We start from the raw sequence: 22,179 nt of genomic DNA on the forward strand, positions 1-22,179 counted from the left end.
ATGTCCGACATTTCCGCTGAAACCCGGCCCGCTACGGTGTGGCAAAAATCTTTACGCAACTCCGGTGTTATGATCGGTGGATCGATCCTGCTGCTGATCGTGCTGGTTGCAGTATTCGCCCCGCTGCTTGCGCCGCACGATCCCGTTGCACAGGACCTGACTCGGCGCTTGCTGCCACCGTTCTGGCACGACCGGTCTGTGCCCGAGCACCTGCTGGGCACGGATCACTTGGGTCGAGACTACCTCTCACGTATGATCTACGGCGCGCGGATTTCTCTTGGCGTTGGTTTGGGTGTTACGCTGGTCTCTGGCGTGATCGGCGTGACGTTGGGCCTGCTTGCTGGCTATTTTGGCGGCTGGGTCGATATGGTGATCAGCTTTGCTATTACCACGCGGCTCTCGCTGCCGATTGTTCTGGTCGCCTTGGCAGCGGTGGCCCTTGGGGGGGCGTCGCTGACCACACTGATCACCGTTTTGGGGTTGCTACTGTGGGACAGGTTCGCTGTCGTCGCGCGGGCTGCGACGCAAAGCCTTCGACATCAAGAGTTCATTCATGGGCTGCGGGCCATTGGCGCAAGCCGCGCCCGGATTCTGTTCCTTGAGATATTGCCGAACATGCAAAGCATGATCCTTGTCGTGGTGACACTCGAGGTCGCGAACGTCATCTTGCTCGAGGCCGCGCTTTCCTTCCTTGGTCTTGGCGTGCGACCGCCCACTCCGTCGTGGGGGCTGATGATCTCCGAAGGCCGGGACAACATCCTGTTCGATCCGTGGTTGATCGCTTTGCCGGGGTCGGCGCTCTGCCTGCTGGTATTGGCCGTCAACCTGTTCGGAGACGGCATGCGCGACATTACGGGGCCTGCAAGAAGATGACTGAATTACTTTTGGATATCAAAAACCTGTCGGTCTCACTGCCGACCGATAGGGGGCTGTTGAACGCTGTGCGCGGAGTCGATCTGGAGATCGCACGCGGACATACGCTTTGTCTGGTTGGCGAATCTGGCTGCGGCAAGTCGCTGACGGCAATGGCGCTAATGGGCCTGCTGCCGCGCTATGCATCGGTGACATGCGATCGCTTCGACATGGCTGGTCAGGATCTGACCCACAACCCGCAATCTAAACTCTCGCAATTGCGCGGACGTGACGTTGCCATGATCTTTCAGGACCCCACAAGCTCGCTCAACCCGACGCTGACCATCGGGCGACAGTTGACCGAAGGCGTGATGCGCTCAGAGAGGCTCGACCGTTCGGCGGCAGACGCACGGGCTATTGAAATGCTGGACCGTGTCGGGATATCCAATCCTGCTGCTCGACTGACCCAATACCCGCACGCATTCTCGGGTGGCCAACGCCAGCGCATTATGATCGCGTCTGCGCTGATGGGCCGCCCGCGTCTGCTGATCGCGGATGAACCAACCACGGCTTTGGATGTGACCATTCAGGCTCAAATCCTGCGCTTGCTGGGCGAATTGCAATCGGATCTGGGGCTGTCAATGCTTTTGATTACGCATGACCTTGGCGTCGTTGCCGCAATCGCGACCGATGTTGCTGTGATGTACGCAGGGCGCATCGCGGAATTGGCCCCTGCCAACGAGCTGTTTCGTGCACCGTTGCACCCCTATACTCAAGGTCTGCTGCGTGCGATCCCCGTGCCGGGCGTGACAAAACGCGGTAGCCAATTGCCGGCAATCCCGGGGCGGGTTCCGGGTCTCATCGGTACGATGCACGGCTGCGCGTTCCGCGATAGGTGCGAACTGGCGAGTGAGGAATGTGCCAGTAGCCCCGTCCCACGCTACGCACATGGATCAGACGGGTTTGTCGAGTGCTTTATGGCAGCCCCAGGCGAGGCGTTACAATGATCCATCCTATGATCCAAATGACCGACATCCGTAAAACCTTCCGCCTGCGCCGTGGGTTACTTGGCCAGACCGAGGAACTGCTGGCGGTAAACAACCTTTCGCTTGAGGTTGCCAAGGGGGAAACACTCGGGCTCGTCGGCGAATCCGGCTGCGGCAAAAGCACGGCTGTCAGTATCATGTTGGGATTGGCACAGCCCGATTCCGGCGAAATCCTGATCTCTGGTCAGCCAATAGGTGCGATGCCGGTCGCCGAGCGTGTGCGCGTTATCCAGCCGGTGTTTCAGAACCCGAATGCCTCGCTTAATCCGGTTAAGCGTATTCGGACTCTCATCGCGCAACCCTTGCGACTGCATGGCGGCACCGGAGAAAAAACAGAAGTCGCCCGGATGATGGATATTGTGGGCCTTCCGTCCCGTCTGGCCGATGCCTATCCGGGTGAATTGTCTGGTGGGCAACGCCAGCGCGTCGCTATCGCGCGTGCCCTGATCCTGAAACCGAGCGTGCTGATATGCGACGAGCCCACCTCTGCCTTGGACGTGTCCGTGCAGGCCCAAATTATCAATCTGCTGCTGAGCCTTAAGGCCGAGCTTGATTTAACCATGATCTTTGTCAGTCATGATCTCGCGGTAGTGGAGCATTTGGCCGACCGGGTTGCAGTCATGTATCTTGGCGAAAAGGTAGAAGAGGCACGGACCGAGGTATTATTCGAGGCTGCTCAACACCCTTATACGCGTGCACTCTTGGCGGCGACCTTGGCTCCGAAACCCGGCTTGGGATTGCCCGACCTAAAGCTTGGCGCGACGGCGGCTGACCCATTCGCACCCCGGACTGGATGCCTATTCGCCCCACGCTGCCCTGATGTATTGGACAGTTGCCGGACGCGGCTCCAGGTTCTGCGCGAAATCAACGAAAGCTTGGTGCGTTGCGAACGGGCGGGCCTGAAAGTTGATTTGAACAGCTGACGGATTTGTCTGGCGCGGTTGCCTTGGTGCGAACCGCAGAGACCGGAAAATCCCGCTTTGCATGTCGACAATTGGCACGTGGAGCCCGACAGCTGGAACATGGCGAATTTCTTCCCATACGACAAATGATGCTCAGGCAGCACCACAGGCTATCAGATCGCATCCTGTGCAGCTGGGCCGTCCACGATCATTACAGGGTTACCGCGTGAGCACCGTTCTACCCGGCTATCGATGCCGTAAAGGCGACGGATCAGGGCAGGGGTCAACACGTCGAGGGTCGGGCCGCAGGCAAGGGTGCGCCCTTCCGCCAGTGCTATGGTCGTAGAGCAGCAACGCATTACCTGATTCAAGTCGTGCATCGCCAAAATCAACACCGCTTGGGTTTCCTCGGCATACAGGCGCAGTGACTCTAACACTTCGTACTGGCGGTTGAGGTCAAGCGCAGAGGTTGGCTCGTCCATGAGAACAACTTTGGGCTGGCTGACGAGCGTTTGCGCGATTGATACCGCCTGTCGCTGCCCACCGGAAAGTTCGGACAGTTGTTGATCGACCAGATGCGTGATGTTGAAGCGGCGCACGGTCTCGTCAACGGCGCGCAGTTCCTCAGCACACAGACGCCAGCCGCCGCTACCTTGCTTCAGCGATAATATGATCGATTCATAGACCGTTAGCGCGGCGGTCATGCCGGTGTCTTGGGGCATATAACGCAGGTCATGGTCATGGGCCCCTTCTAACCGGACGTCACCGGCACCACGTAGATGCCCGGCGATGCGACGAAATAGGGTTGATTTTCCGGCCGCATTGGCCCCTACCAATGCAGTCAACACACCACCTTGCAAACTGGCCGAGGCATCAGACAGGATTTGGTGCCGACCATAACGCGCGCCAACCTTGTCCAGCGTCAAACTTACCATGATTTGCGGCCCTTGGTCAGAATCAGTGCTGCAAAGAACGGCACCCCTACAAGGGCGGTGATGATACCAATAGGAAGCACGGCCCCCGGCAGGATCGCCTTGGATAAAACTGACGTGGCCGAAAGGATCACTGCGCCCGACAGCATCGAACCGGGCAGGAAAAACCGTTGGTCTTCGCCCAACAGCAGGCGCGCCACATGGGGTCCGACGATGCCGATGAAACCGATCGTGCCGACGAAACTTATGGGCACCGCGGCCAGCACCGAGACCAGCACCAGTGCCTCGAGGCGCAACCGTTTCACGGGCACCCCCATGGCCGAGGCCCGAACCTCGCCCAGCCGGATCGCAGTCAACGCCCAAGCACGGCGGGCGAATAGCGGCGTGCAGATCGCGAGAATAATCGCGGTCACCGCGACCTTCCCCCAAGTGGCCTTGGACAGACTTCCCATGGTCCAGAAAACCACCGCAGAAAGCGCTTGTTCGGATGCGAAATATTGAAGCAATGCCAGAGCTGCATTAAACGAGAACACCAACGCGATGCCCAGTAACACGATCGTTTCTACAGTCACGCCTCTGAGTGTCGACAGGCCAAAAATCAAAAGAGAAGCCGCCATTGCCATGGCAAAAGCGTTGATTGGAACCATTAACGAAATAGCGCCGGGAAACAATGAAACGCCCAGTACCATCGCCAACGCCGCCCCGAAGCTTGCAGCCGCCGAAAGACCCAAGGTAAACGGGCTGGCCAGCGGGTTTGCCAAAATGGTCTGCATCTGCGCGCCGGCCAGCGACAAGCTTGCCCCGACTGTCACAGCGAGCAACGCCATCGGCATTCGAATATCCCAGACGACGACGCGTATCTGCAAATCGGCGGCCCCCGGCGCAAAAAGCGTTTTCAGAACGTCCAATAAGGCATAGCGCGCAGGACCTAGTGAAACGTCCACCGCCACCGACAACACCAGTGCTATGGTTAGACCTGCAAGGATCGCGATGCGGCGGGCCACCAGCCCGCGGTAACTTTGTACGCTCGCGGATTCGGATGTATGTAATTCGGCGGTTGTCATGGTGTCCCCAATGGCATTTGGCGGCCCGTTAAGGGCCGCCATGTTTAGATGCAAACAGACTTAGTTGCCCGCTGTGTCGCCCAGAGTGGTCCAATAACCCGGGCTGTAATCCACCGGCAAAAACCGGGTATGCAGCTCTTTCAGCGTTGCTTCGGGGTTAAGATCGGGAAAAAGCTCAGGGTGAAGCCATGTTGCCAGCCGTTGGACGGCGATAAAGCTGTAGGGCGAGTTATAAAACTGGTGCCAAATGCCGTGGACCTGCCCGCTATTAACTGCTTTCACGCCTGTATAAGCAGGCCGTTCCATCAGAGCTGCGAGTTTGCGGTTTGCTTCGGCCATGTCCGAGCCCGGCCCCATGCCAATCCATGCGCCGCCGGGTACATAAGCGTCCCAATTGCCACCCGTGACGACAATCTGATCGGGGTCCGAGGCGATGACTTGTTCGGCGTTCACCGTGCCAAAGGTGCCGGGAATAAACTCTGACCCCATGTTGGTGCCCCCTGCCAGTTCCACGAACCGGCCAAAGTTGCCGTCACCAAAGGACATGCAGCAATCTTCGGAATAGCCGCCGGCGCGCTCGACAAAGACCAGCGGGCGCTGCAGATCCTGCTGCGCTGCGATCACATCAGTGACGCGGGCCATCTGTTCTTCGTAAAAGGTCTGGAATTCCGCGGCTTTGTCTTCTTCGCCAAAGAGTTGCCCGACGATATTCATAGACTGCGTGGTGTGCTCGAACGGCTTTTCACGAAAGTCTACGTAAACGATAGGGATGCCGACCTTGGCCAACTTAGCCTCGTAACCTGCCTCGTCTGTCGCGGCCTTGGATTCAAGGTTCATGATCAGCACGTCGGGATTCAACGCCACCGCTTGTTCGATGTCAAACGACCCGTCTTTGAACCCGCCAAAGGTCGGGATGTCCTTCAATTGCGGGAATTTCTCGGCGTAGATGTCATAGCTTTCCGGTGAGGCCTGGCGGAAATCGTCGCGCCAACCCACGACGCGGTCGAATGGGTTTTCACTGTCCAATACTGCAGTAAAGAACACCTGCCGACCCTCGCCCAGGATCACGCGTTCGACCGGTGCGTCGACCGTAACTTCGCGACCGGCGATGTCGGTTAGGGTGATGGGATCGGCTTGCACAAGGCTGGCTGCGAAAAGACTCAGCGCAGTGGCACCGAGAAGTGGACGAAGGGTCATGTAAAGCTCCTGAAGAATGATCTCTCCAGACCGCCTAGTATTCCATACTGTTTCAGTCAATTAAAAAGTTGACACTTTTAATCAACTAAATAAAACGACGATAACACTATCGGAGTAACATCATGACGCCAACTAACCGAGACCTGCGCGACGATATCCGCGACTATTGGTCGGACCGCGCGGCCACTTTTGACGATGATCCTGGCCACCGCATAGATGACGGTACCGAAATGGCCGAGTGGGAGGTTCTGTTTCGGCGTCATCTTAGCGATGGAGACGGGCGCGCACTTCTCGATCTTGCGTCAGGCACGGGAGAAATCGCGCGTTTGTGTCAGCGGTTGGGCTTTGTTGTTACGGGTCTTGATTGGGCGGAACCGATGCTGGAACGTGCGCGGGGAAAACTTCCGGACGTGATCTTTCTGCAGGCCGACGCAGAGCGCACGACGCTGCCCTCGGACAGCATGGACGTGATCGTCACGCGCCATCTAGTCTGGACATTGGTGGACCCTGCGGCCGCCTTTGCCGAATGGTTTCGTGTGCTCAAGCCAGGAGGGAAATTGTTGATTGTGGATGGCGATTTTGTATCCCGCAGCCTGCTGGGCAGGATATTTCAGTGGATTATGCCAGATGGATCGCACAGCGCAATGTCCGCGGCCAATGCTGCCCGTCACAAGGATATCCTTGCCAAGGTACATTTCAGTGCTGGGGCACGCGCGGATCAAGTGGCTGCATTGTTACGTTCCACCGGATACGACGAGATTGTTATCGACACACGGCTCGCACCAATTCACCGCGCGCAAGCCACACAGCTTGATTGGCGAAAATCACTTCTGCGTCGCTCCGAACATCGCTACGCAATCAGCGCGTCCAAACCCTAGATACCCGCGTAGGAAGTCACTTATAACGCGCTGCGCATGGTCTCCGCGAACTGTCGGTTCACGAAACGCACGACGAAGTTTTACAACTTAGCGGTCAGCAGATATTTCTGCGTTGGCCTGGGACAGTTCGGTAGCCATGTCATGGGTCTGTTGATTAGTCAGGTTTCGATTGGATGTTTGAGGAAAATTTCTCGACGGGTACGCTAGGTTGTCTTGGAGATAGCGACACGCCCCTAAAAACACCGATCTTGGCGTCGCTTGAATTGGCATGTGGATGACACCTGCGTCAGTGACGGCGGGACGTGGTGGTAACCGATGCGTATTGCACTCTGCTGTTTGACGTCAGCGCTTATGTGTCCAAATAGCGTTATTTGCTAAGAGAGTGTTCTTGGCTCATCATGAAGCAAATGACGGCTTCCCGCCCTTCACTGCGCCGTTCAAGGACATCACCCCGCGTTGGAAGCACAATGCGGGGTAAACAGCACAACTGTTCAAGTGGGTATTGTCTGCTGCGCGCGCAAGCAACAATGTCAGCAAGTCACGGATCCCCAGCTACTTTATTTCTCGAGCTGTCCAAGGGGCTATCCTATCAGCGGATTTTTGAAAATAGCTCCGCATCAGCTTGGCCCCCCCAAAAAAAAGCCACCTCACGCCCCAATGAGACCCGACGCTTAGTTCAGCACGAGCGAGCCAGCCATACAAACCCGTGGGACAACAATTCGAAATCTCCCAATAAAATATGATCAAATTTAGTGCCCCACTTTTTCACAAATCGTTGTTTTTCCTAGATGTATGCAATCCGCCCCTGGGCACCACTTTTACAGATCAGATACAATACTATGCCGGTTTTGCGCCTACCGAAGTACGGTCGGTTTCATCCTAGCGACCCTTTGCTAGCAAATCACCCACAAGATGGTTCGAGCGCCCATTTAGCTTAAGTGATTTTCCAACGCGGCACGCATGCTTTTAGCCTTGAAGAGCTGACTTCAAGGTTCCCATTTATTTCTTCCGCTCATGCCGGACGCTCGCAGGCGACCACCCAGTTACCGCTCTCTTGAGACCTAAGATGATTGGCCTGCCACATGCATTACGGCGGCCTGCGTGTGATCGCCGCTAATGTCCAGCTTTGGCCCCATGGGTAGCGCGTTGAGCCCGAGGCGGTTCATCCAACGCTGGAAAACAGCTGGCACGATGCCGATCACATGGGTTGCGCCCTGCTCAGTGGCGGCACGCGCCATTGCCTTGATCAGTTTGGTTTGAATAAACAGGCGGCGCTCGGCGGGTTCGTCTTTGGTCAGGAAAAGCCGTGTTGCCTCCCAGACATGGGGCATCACCGGTGCGCGCTCATAAAGCACGTGCTCGGGGATATTAGGCAGCAACCCAAGCTGCGCATCCCGAAGCATATATGAATAGCATCCACAGCGCGCTGTCGTCGGCAAAAGCCGGACACCCGCCAATACGCGCCCGTATTCGTGGATCACGACCGAACGGCTTTGCGGTGTGTCGTACTGATCGAACTCCATCCCGTCGGTTTGGGGAAGATCCCAAGATTTCTGATCAATGAATACCGCTTTGCGCGCCCGAAGGTTATCCGCGTAAAGCTGCCCATAGTGGTGCTGGTTATTGGCAGATACAACGGTTTCTTCAATTCTGGTTACCATCGACGGAAGCGGAGGATCCACCTTATGTGCGGTCGATTTGCGGCTGGAAGAAACCTTGATCTTTACCGATTCAGCCTCACCAATCGCCTTTACCTTATGAAACCCCATATTTTACTACCTAACGCCTTGGTTACGAGACCGAAAAAAGTTAATAAATGGTATACAGCCATGTTTCTGCCATATTCGCAACAAAATTTCCACCCAAAGTAGTATGGTCGCATGTTTTTTTTAGTAGATGCCCTCCAGGGCTGACGGGACGCTCAAGTATGGTAGACTCTAAAGACCTTATATCCTTGCCAGGCATAAATGTGGCCGAACACCGCTCCGTTTTGAAACGGTTGCGTGACTATGCAATTGTTGGACAAAAACTGTTCTGGCAAAGAGCCATCATTTACCTGTCAGCACTGGGTCTTGCGGGCTTTTACTATGACCCGAAGGTGGCGCTATTTTTCCTTATAGCGATTGGTATTTGCGAGACATATGACACCCTTTTAATGCGCCACGTTCTAGCGACCAGCGCGTCAAAGACGATGAAGCCGCGGAGGACGTTTTACCACATCTACTTCGGGACGATTCTGAGCGCGGTAACCATCTCGTTGTTTTGCGTCTCGATCGCCATTCAGCAGGGCACCGACAGCGGGCACTTCCTGCCTTTGTTTTTGCTTGTTTCGGCCTCAATTTTTGCGACGATGAACAACCACCAGTTTATTCCTGTCCTCGCTTCGCGGCTCGCCATTTATGTGGCTGCAATTCTGTATATTGCCATTCGCGACGTGTGGATCGTCAGGCCACCGCTCAAGTCCGAGATTTGGCTCAATCTCTTTACGGTATTGTTTGTATTGGGCTTTGTTCTTGAACTCGCGCGCACCTTTATCTTGGGCTACACGGTTCTGCTCAAAAGCCGCCTCGCCCTTCAGATCGAACACAAGAACGCGCTGGCCGCAAGCGAGGCGAAAACACGCTTCCTCGCCACGGTCAGCCATGAACTGCGCACGCCTTTGACGTCGATCAAGGGGGCGCTTGATCTTATTGATGTGGGCTCTGCCGGGGAAGTTCCCGCCAAGATGTCCCGCCTGCTGGGCATTGCCCGTAGCAACAGCAGCCGCCTGATCGACCTCGTCGGTGATCTGCTTTTGTTGCAATCCTCGGATGCAGGCAAGTTTACGCTAAACTTGGAAATGGTTGATATGGGCAGCCTCGTGACCGCGAACATCCATAACTTTCAACCCTATGCCAAAACACTGAACGTCGAGGTCGACGTTGATATTCCGCAGGAAAAACATTTTGTTCTGGGAGACAAAAAGCGTTTAGGTCAGGTGGTTACGAACCTGCTTTCCAACGCAGCCAAGTTTTCGGAGACGGGTGGCATTGTACATGTGTCTCTGGCCAGCGAAGGTGAAAACCTTGTCTTGTCGGTGTCAGATAATGGCATCGGGATCCCCGAAGGCAGTGAGACACAGATCTTTGAAGAATTCGGTCAGATTGATTCAAGTGACCAGCGCAAATTCCAAGGGACAGGTCTGGGGCTGTCGATCTCAAAGCGTATCGTTGAGGGCCATGGCGGCACCATCGAATACGATAGCGAACTGGGTATGGGAACGACGTTCAAAGTGACGTTGAAATCTGCGGGCTAAGATAACGGGGCCCTGCCCCCAACCCACAGTTTGATAGGCCGGTGAAATTGCCCCTACCTTCACAGGCAAAGGCCTAGGCGCATGGTGAAGGTCGGGTTCGGTGCTACCGCAGGGTGGTCCGTTGTCCGGGTCAGCTGGGGTCATCCATCAATCGGAGAAGCTCGACCACTTCGACCCGTAATGCACCATCATCAAGGGTTGGGTCGCCCGCGGATTGGAGTATCAACCGCTCCGTCCGCGACGCCTGCCGGCCCAGCTCTTTAAAGCCAAGGGTCGCGGCCGATCCCGACACCTTATGTGCGATCCAGGATATGTCCTGGATCACGCGATCATCTGCACCCTCGGCCATCAGGGCGGAATAGGCGTCATTCAGCGACTGCTTGCGCACCGATAATTCGGATAAAAACTTTACCCGCACCTTTTCCATGCCAGCAAGAAAATCACCATTCATTGGGTACCTACCCTTTTTACTAGTGCCCCGGCTTAACAGGCGGCTGAATCTCGATCAGCGCATCCGCCGGCGAAAGGGTCTTTTGCTCTGCCTGTCCTACCGCCTCGAGCAGGGCGTTGACCGAACTGCGCGAAGACCGCCAATCCAACTGGATCGGATCGCTAACCGCGAGATGGACCATCATCGGGCGACCGTTAGAATAGTACAGATCCATCTCTCGCAGCTTGTCGCTCACTGCGGTTTCGAATTCGCTGGCATCAAACTGACGCCCGGCGTCACTGATCCCCGCGAAATCGCCGCCCCCGATATGTGCCAGGAAAAACCGGTGTGGTTTCAAACATTCCGACAATGCCTCTGCGACATCGGTGATGGCGGAATGGAACTCGTAACTGCTTAGCCCTTGGAACAGGTGCTTTGAATCTTTGATCGCGACGCCAAAGGCGCAATTGCCGAACAACGACAATCGCGACAGTTGCAGCAAATAGTTTTCGAGCGAAAGATAGTCGATGACACCGTCAATATTCTCGATATGCAGACGCTCGCTTGTGTCTGCCGGGGCAAGCGCCACATCGGCACCACCCGCGTGGGCCCCTTTGGCTTTCTTCCGCTCGGCCACCAGTTCGGAAACCAGCTGCAATCGTGCGTGCATCTCGCCGACATCAATTGGCTTGTTCACATAATCAGTGGCACCGGCGGCAAACGCGTTGTCGACATACACACGTTCGGCCATTGACGTGACCATCAGTATTGGTGTTCTTGCGTATTCAGCCATTTTCCGGATGTGCGTGACCAAGGTGATGCCCGTCATACCCGGCATCTCAATATCCAGCAGGAAACACTCGAAAGGATCTTTTGCTGCCTGCAAAATATTCAGGGCTTCTTTCCCTGACGCCGCGAAGGTGACATCCGTAAATCCGATGATCTTTAAAATCTCGGCTAAAAGTCCGCGGATGACTTCATCGTCGTCAACAGCAAGTATTTTCATTTCACATCCTTCAACATGACGCCGTCCAAGGGCGGCGTCTTGCACGATCTATAGCACGTTTCGAACTATAGGTGGAATGCGGCAGAAATATTGCGTGTGCGGCAAACTGCCGCCCAAGTTATTGTTTTTTTTCGTTTTAGATGATTGCGCTGATCTGCGGCACCGTTTTTGGGCGTGGTGCCGTGTCCGCACCAATGAAATGCCAGCCTTTGCAAATACCCGATTTAGCGCGGACCTTATCCGACATCGTCGCTCCGGATTTGCGTTCTTCGCCAAGCATTCTGGTCGCACTCTCGCAGCTTACTGAAAGCTTCCGGCCGGCAAAATATACGCTGGAATCGCAAACGGCGCCTAAACTAGACGCCGTTTACATGGTTAGTACGATGGCTTGGTTAATTAGAAGGCCATCTTGATCCCGATATGCACGCCTTGGCTGTCATAGTCTTTACCAAAGCTACCACGATAACCGGCTTGAAGGACAACCTGATTGGAGGATGTTGACGACAACACGCTGTCAAATCCGAACGCCACATCGATCAGGTCTTCGTCAAGTCCGGCCACGGTAGAGGCGGCACCGGGCAAACCTACAAAGCCGCTTTGTACGACAAGATCGTCACCGGAAGCCTTTGTATATTTGACGCTGCCGACCACACGGTTTTCATTCCCGCCGCTGTGGAACGCATACTCTCCGCGAACACCGATCGATGCTAGGAAAGTGTCTGACGAAAGCCCGCCCACGGTCCGGTTCCAGATGCCTGCACCAGTCTCGGTAAAGCCATCGACGGAGCTGTCATAGTATTCGAGCGATGCAGTAGGACCAAACTTAAATGCTCCTCTGTCTTTCATGTAATCGACTTTCACTGCCGCAAAGACCTGCGAGCCATCTGCAGCACCGGTCGCCGTCTGACCCATTACATATCGGGAGGAGTCATACGACAGGTCCTGATAGCCGATCAACGCTTGCACCAATCCACCTTGGCCGAAACGGGTCCGTGAGAACGCTGTCAGGGTGTAACCATCTGCGTCAACATCGCCCAAACCGTTATCCGCACTTGCAGAACCGTTGATGTAACCCAGTGCCAGACCCATCGAGGAGTTGGAGCCATCGATAAGCTTTTCGACGCCGACTGTGAAGGATGTGATGTCAACATCGTAGCCCAAAGACGTGCTTGTCGCATCGAAGTTTGAACTCGACCCGCCGATCGATGCAAGGCCGTACATTCCATCGGTCATGGACCAAATGTTGCCCGTGCCTCTGGTCGAAACGGCTGCTGGACCATCCGTACTTACCGCCAATGGCGCAAAGCTCGTGACTGCAGAAACCTGGCCACGTGCAGCTTCGGATGCCACGCTTGAAAATGCTGCTGCATAACCAAAGCCCGTGCTGTCCAATGCCAGTGATCTATCAGCCGCATCCAATGCAAGTATCTCAGCGATCGCTGTTTGATAGGCTGCTGCATTGCCCACGTCCAAGTATGGTACGTTTGCCGCTGCATCAAGATAGCCTGCTGTGCTGAACTGGTAGTCTGTTGTCGCACTGGTCACGATAGGCGCAAATTGCGGCACCATCCGAAGTATCATCTCGCCACCGTCAATGGTGCCGATTGTGGTCGTGTAGTTGAGGTTCGCATTGCGCAAATCCTCGATCGGATCGATGGCGAACAAGCCGTTTGCGGTTGCAGCCGCAACAATGTCAGCAGGAAGAAGGCCGCCTTCGACGTAATTAAGATCAGCCACCTCGACGCCCAAAGTCGTCGCCAGTTCCTGAAGACGCGCAGCAATATTGGCCGCTGTGTCCAAGGTACCGTAAGTCCAGCCACCGTCAGCAATATTGTTCCATGCGACAAGCGCGCTTTCGTCATCCGGATCGGTGTTATCGTCCCAGAACAAACCGTCCGGCACCATGGAGTCATCAAGGAAATAGCTGCCGAAGTTTTCGACATATGCCGTGTTCGTTAGCTCTCCGAATGCCAGCACATCGGTTGAAGATGTAAGCGCCAAACGCGCTTTCTCATCAGAGAAAAAGCCGATCTCGCCCTCGTTACCGCCTTCGCCGAACAGGCCATCAGGCAAGCCCGAGCCAAGACCGATAGCCGTGGCATTGAGGTTGAACAAAGCAGCATTTGCTGGGGTCAGCGCGCCCATTGAGTTCCCGTCGGCATCCAGCAATTGAAGCTCAAAGCCGGTCAGGCGGGCACCGGTGAAGTTGGAAACCTTACCAAAAGTAAAGTAATCAACCGAAGGCGTTGCGGGGCTTGCGGTCGTGCGCAGCCGAATATCGAACGGGTTGCGACCAGTCAACCAAGCCTTGATCCGTTTGCCAGATCCAGATGCTGAATCGCAATAGATGTCGGGGTTGCTTGCCATCAAGCAGTTTGGAACGTCGCCGCGAGAGCTTAGCGTCGAAAAATCAGTGATAATGTTTTCGAATGGATCGACATAAGTTGCGCTGTCACCTGAGCCAACTCTCGTGGATGTAAAAGTTACCGCCTTAAGGCCGGGTTCCAATACACCTTCATCTGGGTCGGCAAACAGCGAGCCGTCCCCTGAAATCGAAATCAAAGGATCGCTGTCCAGTGTATCCGCCCAAGCGGCGCTACAGGACGCCGCAATAATCGCCAACGGGGTGACTGTCCCCATCATATATTTACGCATATTCAATTTAGCATCCCTCCAACTAGTGCCAAAAATTCAGACATTATCACCCTCAGGAAAAAGCATGAAAATGAATATCTGAATATAATATAGCCAGTTCCGGTCATCTGAACATTGATTTAAATCAAGGCCACAATGTGTGTGTACTTCCGGCCACAACGCCTGCGTGATTTTTGCACCAAAGTCACAGGACCCGCATCTATCACAGCACCAACTTCTGAGTTCAGAAATGTGACGTGAAGGTCCAAGGCGAGCGGCTGATCAGAGCCTCGATTGACCGGAGCCCTGCAACGCCGAGAATTTATGCCATCACGCGAAATCTGAAAACATTAAACAATCTTAAGGGTTTGGTGCGGCGTTTAGAACAGCGCCAGTCGTGATGGTTAGAACACCTGCCAAAAACGAGGGTTTGTTGAACGCTCCTGAATGGCGACCGTTTCAGGTGCCACTTCAGTTCACACAGCGACAAAGTACGATCAATTTAGAGCGTTTGATTGGAATAAGAGATTTTACCTCTACATGCGCCCTTTGGGAGGTTTCGGGACGCGTGCCCCTTCAGATTCGGGCTGTAATGTGCAGTTGGCGGGCAAATGCGCAACACATCACGGGGATGCTGCTGCGTTAGCTTCAGACGATTCTGCGGCGGTCTGATCCCGCTTCAACTCGGGGTTTCTGGGCTGCGCTATGTGGCGTTCGTATGTGGCACCCCCCCTCGTCTACTCCCATCTTGTGACGGAAAATCGATGTGCACGTGGTTGCCGTCTGTAGATATGTACGGACTCTCGGGACACTTCCTGTAAATTGCCCAATTTGGGGTGGAGGAAGTTTTCATGACAAACGAAGAACGAGACCTCCAACGTAAACTGAGAGTGCTTCAACATGCCGAGAAGATCGTCAATGCCCGCAAAGCATGTCGGTATTTCGGGATTGGGAGATCCAGCTTTTATAGATGGCGGGATGCGTATCAAAAGCATGGCGAAGCTGGTCTGAAGAATGCCAAATCTATTCCAAAGAACCCGGCCAATCAAACGCCGCCAGAGATTGTCGAAAAGGTCCTGTATCTGCGCCGCAAATATCACCTGGGACAGAGTCGAACCCTGGGCATCCTGCTTCAAGGGCCAAAAACAAGAAAATCGGGCGTTTCCGCCCGATAGACTTCTTATGCTTGCAAAATGGCTATTCTAACCCGGCCGGTGGCCATTAATTGGTGGTCAGAATAAGAATAACTTCTGTAGCCCTACAATACTATCCGCATTTACTATGGCCGCAGCTACCGCAGGTCATGCAGCCTTCGACCATCCGTAAATCATACTGTCCACAGCTGCTGCATGCTTTGCCACGAGGCGGGGTTAAGCCGACAACTTGGGCGCTTGGGTCAGATTTCAGCCCCTGCCCCTCGCCTGCGATAAACCCGGTGGCGATCAGGTGTTGTTCGATCACCCCACCAATCGCGGCCAGCATTGACGGGATGTATTTGCCCCCCATCCAAGCGCCGCCGCGCGGGTCGAACACCGCCTTCAGCTCTTCAACAACAAAGGATACATCCCCACCCCGCCGGAACACAGCCGAGATCATGCGCGTCAAGGCGACGGTCCAGGCGAAATGCTCCATGTTTTTGGAGTTTATAAAGACCTCAAACGGACGACGATGGCCCCCGATGACAACATCATTGACCGTGATGTAAAGCGCGTGCTCGCTATCTGGCCATTTGATTTTGTAAGTCGCGCCTTCCAGCTCTTCGGGGCGGTCCAGCGGTTCGGACATGTAGACAACCTCGCCGCCGTTCTGGGGCGTCGCTTGCGCAGCGGTTTCGCCAGGGGCGCTGTCGGTTTCCTCAGAGACGGATAGAACCGACCCGGTCACATCATTGGGGCGGTAGGTCGTGCAGCCTTTGCACCCTTGATCCCACGCCGCCATGTATACGTCTTTGAACGCGTCAAAGCTGATGTCTTCGGGGCAGTTGATTGTCTTGGAAATGCTACTGTCGACCCATTTTTGTGCCGCTGCCTGCATTTTGACATGGTCCAACGGCGCAAGCGTCTGCGCATTCACAAAGTAATCGGGCAGTTCAGTATCGCCCTTCAAATCACGCCACATCTGAACGGCGTAATCGACAACTTCTTCTTCGGTACGGCTGCCGTCTTTTTGCAGCACCTTGCGGGTGTAGGCATAGGCAAACACAGGCTCGATCCCGGAACTGACATTGCCCGCGTACAGGCTGATCGTACCCGTTGGCGCGATCGAGGTCAGCAATGCGTTGCGAATGCCGTTTTCCTTGATGGCACCGCGCACGTCCTCATCCATCTGCTGCATGGTTCCCGATGCCAAATAGGCATCCGCGTCAAACAATGGAAACGCACCCTTTTCCTTGGCCAAATCGACCGACGCCAGATAGGCGGCGCGCGCAATCACCTTCAACCATGCTTCGGTCTGGGCTGCGGCCTCGTCCGAGCCATAGCGCAATCCGACCATCAACAACGCATCTGCCAGCCCGGTGACACCCAGCCCGATGCGCCGCTTGGCTTTGGCCTCGGCCTCTTGGGCGTCCAGCGGAAATTTCGACACGTCCACAACGTTGTCCATCATGCGCACAGCCGTCGCGACCAGCTTGTCCAATGCGTCAACGTCCAGATGGGCCGCGTCATTAAACGGGTCAGCAACCATGCGTGCCATGTTGATCGACCCCAGCAAACAGGCCCCGTAAGGCGGCAATGGCTGTTCGCCACAGGGGTTGGTCGCAGCGATGGTTTCACAATAGCTCAGGTTGTTGGCGCTGTTGATCCGGTCAATGAAAATCACACCGGGTTCCGCGAATTCATAGGTGGCCTTCATGATCCGGTTCCACAGATCACGCGCCTGCACGGTCCGGTAGACCTTGCCATCGAACACCAAGTCCCACGGCTTATCCGCCTTGACCGCATCCATGAAAGGGTCTGTGATCAGAACCGACATGTTGAACATGCGCAACCGCGCAGGGTCCGACTTGGCCGCGATAAATTTCTCAACATCGGGGTGATCGCACCGCATCGTTGCCATCATCGCACCACGGCGCGATCCGGCAGACATGATCGTGCGGCACATCGCATCCCACACATCCATAAAGGACAACGGCCCAGAAGCATCAGCCGACACGCCCAGCACATCTGCCCCCGCAGGACGGATGGTCGAGAAATCATACCCGATCCCACCACCCTGCTGCATGGTGAGCGCCGCCTCTTTCAGCATGTCAAAGATACCGGCCATGCTGTCAGGCACGGTGCCCATGACAAAACAGTTAAACAGCGTCACACGCCGTGCGGTACCTGCCCCAGCGGTGATGCGCCCCGCAGGCAGGAATTTGAAATCCTCCAAGGCCTCAAAAAACGTATCTTCCCAAACATCCGGCTGTTTTTCGACCTGTGCCAAATCACGTGCTATCCGCCGCCAGGTGTCTTCGACAGTCACGTCTTTTGGCGTGCCATCGGCGTCTTTGAACCTGTATTTCATATCCCAAATTTGTTCGGCGATAGGGGTGGCGAATCGTGACATACTCGGTTCCTTGGAGTTTTTCGGGATGGATTTAACCTTACCTCAAATCGCCGCAAAAGCACAACAGCTTGAAGGTCATGACAGACAAGCTACATTATATACGCAAGGCGGAGAGATTCTTTGAATAAGTACGTAAACATCTTAAAATTGTCGGTAGGTACTGAAAATACCGACGATCTAGCCGCTTGGCAAAAAACTAAGCGCGCTCAAGCGGCTGACGGCCTACCCCGCCACGTCACCCGCATGTGGCCCAAACGCGAAGCAGAATTGACCAATGGCGGTTCTGTTTTCTGGGTCATCAAAGGCGTTATTCAATGCCGACAAAAAATCATACGACTGGATGAATATATCGGGCAAGACGGTATTCGCCGGTGCGCAATCACGATGGACCCAACGCTTGTCCGCGTCCAAAGCGCCTTAAAACGCCCGTTCCAAGGCTGGCGCTACCTCAGCCCCGAAGACGCGCCCGCTGATCTACCAACAGGCCGCGAGGAAGAAGAGCCACTTCCCACCGAGTTGAACCGCGCCTTGGCCGAGATCGGCGTGCTCTAAACCTCAAACGAACCATATGCGGCGAGGTTAGGATTTGAGTTTATTTTGCAAAATGAAAACAGCAGCAGGTTCGTATTTCATTTTGCCCCCAAACTCCCGCCGGAGGCAAAATAAATAATGTAATCGCGCGTCAGCGCGGCCTTTGGACTAAGCAAGCTTTTTCAGTAATGCCGCAAGGGTCCGGCGTTCATCATCATCCATATCTGCCGTGCGGCTGCGCCAAAGCGTCGCTTGCGATTTCAGGATCAGACCGTCCGACAGAATTTTCAGATGGTTCGCCCGCAAGGTTTCCCCGCTTGATGTGATGTCGGCGATCGCTTCTGCGGTTTCGTTTTTCACGGTGCCTTCCGTCGCACCCTGACTATCAACCAGCGCATAATCCGCTACCCCTGCACCACGCAGGAACTCGCGCACAAGTCGGTGGTATTTGGTTGCAATCCGCAGGCGGAACCCGTGTTGCGCGCGAAACGCTGCGGCTGCCGCATCGAGATCATCCAACGTATCCACATCGCGCCATGCAGCAGGCACAGCGACAATCAAATCGGCGTGTCCAAAGGCAAGTTCCTCAACCGGAGCCACCAATTGATCCCACAGCGCCAGCTTTTCCTCGATCAAATCAGTCCCGGTGACGCCAAGATGTATGCGTCCTGCGGCCAGCTCGCGCGGGATTTCCCCGGCCGACAACAGCATAAGCGACACACCGTCGATGCCGCCAACCGCTGCTGCATATTCGCGATCCGATCCCGTACGCTGCAAGGTGATGCCCCGCGCAGCGAACCATTCGAATGTTTTCTCCATCAACCGGCCTTTGGAGGGCACACCAAGTTTGATCGTCATTGCGCGGCCTCCAGTTCCAGCATCAGGCCCGGGCGCATCACCCCACCGACAGCAGGGATTTCATCCCCCTGCCCCAGCCGTTTTGTCAGCGCATCATAGCGGCCACCGCTGGCGATGGCAGGCCAATCAGGCCGTGTTTCCACGCGGAAACCAAAAACAAACCCGTCATAATATTCCATCGACGCGCGCCCATAGCTTGCCTCGAACGCCAGTTGATCGGTATCGATACCGCGGGCGGCCAACGCATCTGCGCGCGCGGCGGCCAAATCCACGGCATCACCAATCGCGGGCAAATCAACCGCTATGTCATGCAAACGGCTCAGCGCGTTGGGCATCACTTCACGCACATCTAACAGCGCTGCAATCAGTGCGACTTGCTCTGCCGACAGGGCAGGTGCCTGGGCATCTTCGCGCAGCGCATCAATCCGTGCCTCGATCTCTTGAGGGCTGCGCAAACCAATCATCGGGGCGTCGTTTTGTACCGCCCCGGCCAGCAACGCAGCCCGAGTGGCCGGCACCGGCGTACTGCCTGCGAACCGTTCCAGCAAGCTGCGGAACCGTCTGGGTCGCCAGATGTGTCGCATCAACGCGGCCTTGCGGCGCTCCGTTGTGTCCAACCCTTTGACCGCCGCCATCAATATACCGATGTCGCCTGTGACGGGTTTCACCGGCAGGCCGTTCAGCGCTTCGGATATCCGTGCAAACACTTCGGCATCGGCTGCCGCCGGATCGGCCCGATCAAACACTTCGTAGCCGACTTGGATAAATTCATTGGCCCGTTCGGGATCATGTTCCTGCCGCCGGAAAACTTCGCCAGCATAGGTATAGCGCGCCGGGTCTGCCCCATGCGTCATATGCATCTGGACAACGGGCACCGTATAATCAGGCCGCAGCATCTGTTCGCCACGCAGTGCGTCCGATGTCACATAGGCCCGCGCCCGGATGTCTTCACCGTACAAATCCAGCAAAGTTTCAGCAGGTTGCAAGATCGGCGGTTCCACGACGATTGCCCCCTGCGCCTCGAACATGGCGCGCAACTGTGCCGCCTTGGCAAGCGTCTCTGAACGGGTTGGCATTAGCGGTCCAGCTCCAGTATTTCACGCACCTTTGCGACCAGATCGGCGCGCGGCACTTCATATTGGCTCGGCCGGTCTTTCCATTCCTCAAGCGTCGCGTTTTCAGCGATTTTGGCACCAAGGATCAGATCCTTGATCTGGATCATCCCGCTGTCGAACTCGTCACCGCCAGCAATAACCGCCACAGGGCTGCCCCGACGATCTGCATATTTCAGCTGGTTGCCAAAGTTCTTGGGGTTGCCCAGATACACCTCGGCGCGGATACCCGCCTGACGCAGTTCGGCCACCATCGCCTGATAGTCCGCCATGCGCGCCTTATCCATTACGGTGACGACAACGGGCCCAACGGTGTCACTGGTCAACCGCCCCTTTGCATGCAGCGCCGCCAGCAGGCGGTCCACGCCAATCGATACGCCGGTCGCAGGCACTTCTTGGCCGGTAAAGCGTTTGACCAGATCGTCATAGCGCCCGCCCCCCGCAACAGAGCCAAAGTTCCGCACGCGGCCTTTGTCGTCTTTAATTTCAAACGTCAGCTCGGCTTCGAACACAGGGCCGGTGTAATAGCCAAGACCGCGCACCACGGATGGGTCAATCTCGACCCGGTCGGGGCCATAGCCACCCGCCGCCATCAGATCAGCAATGGTCTCCAGCTCTTCGACACCTTGCAGGCCAACGGCTGATCCCTCAACCAGATCACGCAGCCGCGCCACGGTTTCCGCACCAGTGTCACGCTTCGCTTGCATAAAGCCCATGACCACGTCGGCCTGAGTGTCCGTCAGACCAGCACCGTCAGTAAAATCACCACTATCGTCTTTGCGCCCCGAGCCGAGCAATGCGCGCACGCCGTCCAGCCCCAGCCGGTCGAGCTTGTCGATCGCGCGCAAAACGATCCCACGCTCGGATGCAAACTTGTCGGGGTCTGACGGATCAAGCACGCCTGCCACTTCCATCACGCCATTCAACACCTTGCGGTTATTCACACGCACGATGTAATCGCCCCGCTCGATCCCGACTTCCTCAAGGCAGTCAGCCAACATCGCACAAATCTCGGCATCTGCCGCCACCGAAGGCGCGCCAACCGTATCCGCATCACATTGATAAAACTGACGAAACCGCCCCGGTCCGGGCTTTTCGTTGCGCCACACCGGGCCCATCGCATAGCGACGATAGGGTGTCGGCAAATCATTGCGGTGCTGCGCATAGACCCGCGCAAGCGGCGCAGTCAGATCATAGCGCAACGCCAACCAGTCGCCGGGCTTGTCCGCATCCGCATCTTCCTGCCACGCAAAAACACCCTCATTGGGGCGGTCCACATCGGGCAAAAACTTGCCCAAGGCCTCAACCGTCTCGACGCCTGAACTCTCCAGCGCGTCAAACCCGTAGCGATGATAAACCCCGGCAATCTTGCGCAGCATCTCGGCGCGCTGCGTTACTTCGGCACCGAAATAGTCGCGAAAGCCTTTTGGCGTTTCTGCCTTGGGGCGGGGGGTCTTCTTTGGCTTGGCCATGGGATCACATCCTGCGGGCTGAACTTTGCGCTTCGCATCTACCCCACCCCCCCGACAAGAGCAAGCAAACCACGCGCCTTTCGCCTTTCCGCACCCGGTCCTTCTCTGGCTTGAAAATATCCTCGGGGGTCAGGGGGCAGACAGCCCCCTGCCGGTTGCCAAGGGTGTCGCCCTCGCCTATCTGCGGATCACACGCATAGTAAGGATCAGAACATGGACAAGCTTGAAGAACAAATGGCTCATCTTATCCGCAGCGTCGATGATCTGTCAGATGTCGTCGCCCGCCAAGAAACCGAAATCGCAACGCTCACCCGCCGCGTCCACATGTTGATGCAGCGCGAAGGCGAACGCGAAGCAGCTGGCAACGAAGGTGTCGTGATCGGAAACGAGCGCCCGCCGCATTACTAATGGCACCGGAGTA

At 55.8% G+C, this 22,179-nt stretch carries 18 protein-coding genes and 2 pseudogenes; 9 read left to right on the forward strand and 11 right to left on the reverse strand.

Features of this window, described 5'->3' with window-relative positions:
• Genes KZZ06_RS03580 through KZZ06_RS03590 form a run of 3 tightly spaced genes read left to right on the forward strand, consistent with a single transcriptional unit; the run spans position 1 to position 2,821 of the window.
• On the forward strand, positions 1 to 873 hold the full coding sequence (locus tag KZZ06_RS03580; protein WP_219578684.1) for an ABC transporter permease: 873 nt from the start codon (positions 1 to 3) through the stop codon (positions 871 to 873).
• Positions 870 to 1,859 carry an ABC transporter ATP-binding protein gene (locus KZZ06_RS03585; protein ID WP_219578685.1) on the forward strand — a complete coding sequence of 330 codons (990 nt, stop codon included), beginning with the start codon at positions 870 to 872 and terminating at the stop codon, positions 1,857 to 1,859. The genes KZZ06_RS03580 and KZZ06_RS03585 overlap by 4 nt, the downstream gene beginning before the upstream one ends.
• Positions 1,856 to 2,821, forward strand: coding sequence for an oligopeptide/dipeptide ABC transporter ATP-binding protein (locus tag KZZ06_RS03590; protein WP_219578686.1), 966 nt, complete (start codon positions 1,856 to 1,858; stop codon positions 2,819 to 2,821). Before KZZ06_RS03585 ends, KZZ06_RS03590 begins: the two co-directional genes overlap by 4 nt.
• A 152-nt stretch (positions 2,822 to 2,973) precedes the next feature.
• Here KZZ06_RS03590 and KZZ06_RS03595 read toward each other — a convergent pair whose 3' ends face one another.
• From KZZ06_RS03595 to KZZ06_RS03605, 3 genes are read right to left on the reverse strand one after another with little or no spacing between them, the layout of a single operon-like run.
• On the reverse strand, positions 2,974 to 3,735 hold the full coding sequence (locus KZZ06_RS03595; RefSeq protein WP_219578687.1) for an ABC transporter ATP-binding protein: 762 nt from the start codon (positions 3,733 to 3,735) through the stop codon (positions 2,974 to 2,976).
• Complete coding sequence (locus KZZ06_RS03600) at positions 3,729 to 4,796, reverse strand: iron ABC transporter permease (RefSeq protein WP_219578688.1); 1,068 nt, start codon at positions 4,794 to 4,796, stop codon at positions 3,729 to 3,731. The genes KZZ06_RS03595 and KZZ06_RS03600 overlap by 7 nt, the downstream gene beginning before the upstream one ends.
• Positions 4,797 to 4,856: 60 nt before the next feature.
• Positions 4,857 to 5,993, reverse strand: coding sequence for an ABC transporter substrate-binding protein (locus KZZ06_RS03605; RefSeq protein ID WP_219578689.1), 1,137 nt, complete (start codon positions 5,991 to 5,993; stop codon positions 4,857 to 4,859).
• A 122-nt stretch (positions 5,994 to 6,115) separates the two neighbouring features.
• Here KZZ06_RS03605 and KZZ06_RS03610 point away from each other — a divergent pair, with 122 nt between their 5' ends.
• Positions 6,116 to 6,871: a class I SAM-dependent methyltransferase gene (locus KZZ06_RS03610; protein WP_219578690.1), complete on the forward strand. Its 756-nt coding sequence runs from the start codon at positions 6,116 to 6,118 to the stop codon at positions 6,869 to 6,871.
• Positions 6,872 to 7,932: 1,061 nt separating this feature from the next.
• Here the strand turns inward: KZZ06_RS03610 and KZZ06_RS03615 are convergent.
• Entirely contained in the window at positions 7,933 to 8,640 is a 708-nt protein-coding gene (locus KZZ06_RS03615; RefSeq protein ID WP_219578691.1) for an acyl-homoserine-lactone synthase, read from the reverse strand.
• A 200-nt stretch (positions 8,641 to 8,840) separates the two neighbouring features.
• Here KZZ06_RS03615 and KZZ06_RS03620 point away from each other — a divergent pair, with 200 nt between their 5' ends.
• Entirely contained in the window at positions 8,841 to 10,166 is a 1,326-nt protein-coding gene (locus KZZ06_RS03620; RefSeq protein ID WP_308339996.1) for a HAMP domain-containing sensor histidine kinase, read from the forward strand.
• Between the two features lie 130 nt (positions 10,167 to 10,296).
• Here the strand turns inward: KZZ06_RS03620 and KZZ06_RS03625 are convergent, their stop codons facing one another.
• The 3 genes from KZZ06_RS03625 to KZZ06_RS03635 all read right to left on the reverse strand — a co-directional run bounded on the left by KZZ06_RS03625 (position 10,297) and on the right by KZZ06_RS03635 (position 14,257).
• On the reverse strand, positions 10,297 to 10,617 hold the full coding sequence (locus KZZ06_RS03625) for an Hpt domain-containing protein (protein ID WP_219578693.1): 321 nt from the start codon (positions 10,615 to 10,617) through the stop codon (positions 10,297 to 10,299).
• Positions 10,618 to 10,636: 19 nt separating this feature from the next.
• Positions 10,637 to 11,602: a PleD family two-component system response regulator gene (locus tag KZZ06_RS03630; protein ID WP_219578694.1), complete on the reverse strand. Its 966-nt coding sequence runs from the start codon at positions 11,600 to 11,602 to the stop codon at positions 10,637 to 10,639.
• A 396-nt stretch (positions 11,603 to 11,998) separates the two neighbouring features.
• The gene (locus tag KZZ06_RS03635; protein WP_257884221.1) at positions 11,999 to 14,257 is read right to left on the reverse strand and encodes a choice-of-anchor F family protein; all 2,259 of its coding nucleotides are present in this window, start codon (positions 14,255 to 14,257) and stop codon (positions 11,999 to 12,001) included.
• Between the two features lie 830 nt (positions 14,258 to 15,087).
• Between KZZ06_RS03635 and KZZ06_RS03640 the strand changes: the two are divergent.
• Positions 15,088 to 15,267: pseudogene (locus tag KZZ06_RS03640) on the forward strand (helix-turn-helix domain-containing protein); the annotation flags it as partial.
• A pseudogene (locus KZZ06_RS22455) lies at positions 15,207 to 15,338 on the forward strand (IS481 family transposase); the annotation flags it as partial. The pseudogenes KZZ06_RS03640 and KZZ06_RS22455, both read left to right, overlap by 61 nt.
• 164 nt (positions 15,339 to 15,502) lie before the next feature.
• Here the strand turns inward: KZZ06_RS22455 and KZZ06_RS03645 are convergent.
• Positions 15,503 to 17,785, reverse strand: a complete 2,283-nt coding sequence (locus tag KZZ06_RS03645; RefSeq protein ID WP_219578696.1) for an adenosylcobalamin-dependent ribonucleoside-diphosphate reductase — start codon at positions 17,783 to 17,785, stop codon at positions 15,503 to 15,505.
• Positions 17,786 to 17,905: 120 nt separating this feature from the next.
• Between KZZ06_RS03645 and KZZ06_RS03650 the strand changes: the two genes are divergently transcribed.
• Complete coding sequence (locus KZZ06_RS03650; RefSeq protein ID WP_219578697.1) at positions 17,906 to 18,337, forward strand: DUF1489 family protein; 432 nt, start codon at positions 17,906 to 17,908, stop codon at positions 18,335 to 18,337.
• 147 nt (positions 18,338 to 18,484) lie between these two features.
• On the opposite strand, the gene hisG is transcribed toward KZZ06_RS03650, so the two are convergent.
• Genes hisG through hisS form a run of 3 tightly spaced genes read right to left on the reverse strand, consistent with a single transcriptional unit; the run spans position 18,485 to position 21,758 of the window.
• Positions 18,485 to 19,174, reverse strand: a complete 690-nt coding sequence (hisG, locus tag KZZ06_RS03655; protein ID WP_219578698.1) for an ATP phosphoribosyltransferase — start codon at positions 19,172 to 19,174, stop codon at positions 18,485 to 18,487.
• Complete coding sequence (locus KZZ06_RS03660; RefSeq protein ID WP_219578699.1) at positions 19,171 to 20,250, reverse strand: ATP phosphoribosyltransferase regulatory subunit; 1,080 nt, start codon at positions 20,248 to 20,250, stop codon at positions 19,171 to 19,173. The genes hisG and KZZ06_RS03660 overlap by 4 nt, the downstream gene beginning before the upstream one ends.
• Positions 20,250 to 21,758, reverse strand: a complete 1,509-nt coding sequence (gene hisS, locus KZZ06_RS03665; protein ID WP_219578700.1) for a histidine--tRNA ligase — start codon at positions 21,756 to 21,758, stop codon at positions 20,250 to 20,252. Before hisS ends, KZZ06_RS03660 begins: the two co-directional genes overlap by 1 nt.
• Before the next feature lie 213 nt (positions 21,759 to 21,971).
• On the opposite strand from hisS, the gene KZZ06_RS03670 reads away from it, so the two are divergent.
• Complete coding sequence (locus tag KZZ06_RS03670; protein ID WP_219578701.1) at positions 21,972 to 22,166, forward strand: SlyX family protein; 195 nt, start codon at positions 21,972 to 21,974, stop codon at positions 22,164 to 22,166.
• Positions 22,167 to 22,179 lie beyond the last annotated feature (13 nt).

Origin of the sequence: Sulfitobacter sp. CW3, assembly GCF_019392245.1 — a bacterium.
GTDB lineage: Bacteria > Pseudomonadota > Alphaproteobacteria > Rhodobacterales > Rhodobacteraceae > Sulfitobacter.

Coding starts and splice junctions, on each gene's coding strand:
- KZZ06_RS03580 (WP_219578684.1), top strand. CDS start 1: ATGTCCGACATTTCCGCTGAAACCCGGCCCGCTACGGTGTGGCAAAAA.
- KZZ06_RS03585 (WP_219578685.1), top strand. CDS start 870: ATGACTGAATTACTTTTGGATATCAAAAACCTGTCGGTCTCACTGCCG.
- KZZ06_RS03590 (WP_219578686.1), top strand. CDS start 1,856: ATGATCCATCCTATGATCCAAATGACCGACATCCGTAAAACCTTCCGC.
- KZZ06_RS03595 (WP_219578687.1), bottom strand. CDS start 3,735: ATGGTAAGTTTGACGCTGGACAAGGTTGGCGCGCGTTATGGTCGGCAC.
- KZZ06_RS03600 (WP_219578688.1), bottom strand. CDS start 4,796: ATGACAACCGCCGAATTACATACATCCGAATCCGCGAGCGTACAAAGT.
- KZZ06_RS03605 (WP_219578689.1), bottom strand. CDS start 5,993: ATGACCCTTCGTCCACTTCTCGGTGCCACTGCGCTGAGTCTTTTCGCA.
- KZZ06_RS03610 (WP_219578690.1), top strand. CDS start 6,116: ATGACGCCAACTAACCGAGACCTGCGCGACGATATCCGCGACTATTGG.
- KZZ06_RS03615 (WP_219578691.1), bottom strand. CDS start 8,640: ATGGGGTTTCATAAGGTAAAGGCGATTGGTGAGGCTGAATCGGTAAAG.
- KZZ06_RS03625 (WP_219578693.1), bottom strand. CDS start 10,617: ATGAATGGTGATTTTCTTGCTGGCATGGAAAAGGTGCGGGTAAAGTTT.
- KZZ06_RS03630 (WP_219578694.1), bottom strand. CDS start 11,602: ATGAAAATACTTGCTGTTGACGACGATGAAGTCATCCGCGGACTTTTA.
- KZZ06_RS03635 (WP_257884221.1), bottom strand. CDS start 14,257: ATGCGTAAATATATGATGGGGACAGTCACCCCGTTGGCGATTATTGCG.
- KZZ06_RS03645 (WP_219578696.1), bottom strand. CDS start 17,785: ATGTCACGATTCGCCACCCCTATCGCCGAACAAATTTGGGATATGAAA.
- hisG (WP_219578698.1), bottom strand. CDS start 19,174: ATGACGATCAAACTTGGTGTGCCCTCCAAAGGCCGGTTGATGGAGAAA.
- KZZ06_RS03660 (WP_219578699.1), bottom strand. CDS start 20,250: ATGCCAACCCGTTCAGAGACGCTTGCCAAGGCGGCACAGTTGCGCGCC.
- hisS (WP_219578700.1), bottom strand. CDS start 21,758: ATGGCCAAGCCAAAGAAGACCCCCCGCCCCAAGGCAGAAACGCCAAAA.
- KZZ06_RS03670 (WP_219578701.1), top strand. CDS start 21,972: ATGGACAAGCTTGAAGAACAAATGGCTCATCTTATCCGCAGCGTCGAT.